This is a genomic window from Pseudomonas pseudonitroreducens, from assembly GCF_021603645.1.
Taxonomy (GTDB): domain Bacteria; phylum Pseudomonadota; class Gammaproteobacteria; order Pseudomonadales; family Pseudomonadaceae; genus Pseudomonas; species Pseudomonas pseudonitroreducens.
The window spans coordinates 1-632 of record NZ_BQHJ01000048.1 but is presented as its reverse complement, the minus strand read 5'-3'; the positions used below and the strand labels follow the sequence as shown (position 1 = coordinate 632).

The following is a 632-nucleotide window of genomic DNA, read 5'->3' as shown; positions in this document are numbered from 1 at the left end:
CCAGGTAGTCCTCGATCAGGCCGATCACGTCGTCCAGGTCCACGCCTTCCAGGCCGAGGTATTCCCTTTGCGGAATGCCGCGATCCTCATCGCCGTACTGGTGGGTGGCGGCATAGACCAGGGGGCTTCCCACCAGAACGCTGTCGCCCATGGTCTGAAACGTCATGCTGTTGAGCAGGTGGTTTTCTCCCTGCAGCAGGCTTTGCCCGCTGTGCCGCGTTTCGGCGTACTCAGCGGACCACTCCGGCCAGGCCTGGCCCGTTGGGCTGGCCTTGTCCACGGCGATCCGGCGCTGGGTCTGGCTGACGACCTCGGCACCGATGCTCTCCAGGAGCGGCAAGAGCGGCAGCTCGGCCAGGCGGTCAATCCGCCGAGCGAGGCGCTTGTCTTCCAGGAGGTTGACGCTGATCGCCGCGCCGCTCACAGCAGCTTCCCGAAGCGCTTGGGCTCGGCCTCGAAGTAGGCAAAGCCGCTGCTTTCCTGGTCAGGCGGCGTGGCCAAGCCCAGCGAGGCCTTGCCCTCGGCGACCCGGCGCAGGTAGCCCACCGCATCCTCGTAGCGCTTGCGCTTCTCTTCAGTGCTGCTGGCACCGTCCGACGACATCCGATACATGGCGATGTCGCAGCACGTCT

At 66.0% G+C, this 632-nt stretch carries 2 protein-coding genes; both read right to left on the bottom strand.

Annotated features, from left to right (window positions below; genetic code table 11):
* A partial coding sequence (locus tag L6D89_RS32390) for a phage virion morphogenesis protein (protein WP_236202344.1) occupies positions 1-424 on the bottom strand: 424 nt, incomplete at its 3' end.
* Positions 421-632, bottom strand: a 212-nt coding sequence (locus tag L6D89_RS32385; RefSeq protein WP_236202335.1) for a phage protein Gp36 family protein, incomplete at its 5' end; no start/stop codon positions are given. The genes L6D89_RS32390 and L6D89_RS32385, both read right to left, overlap by 4 nt.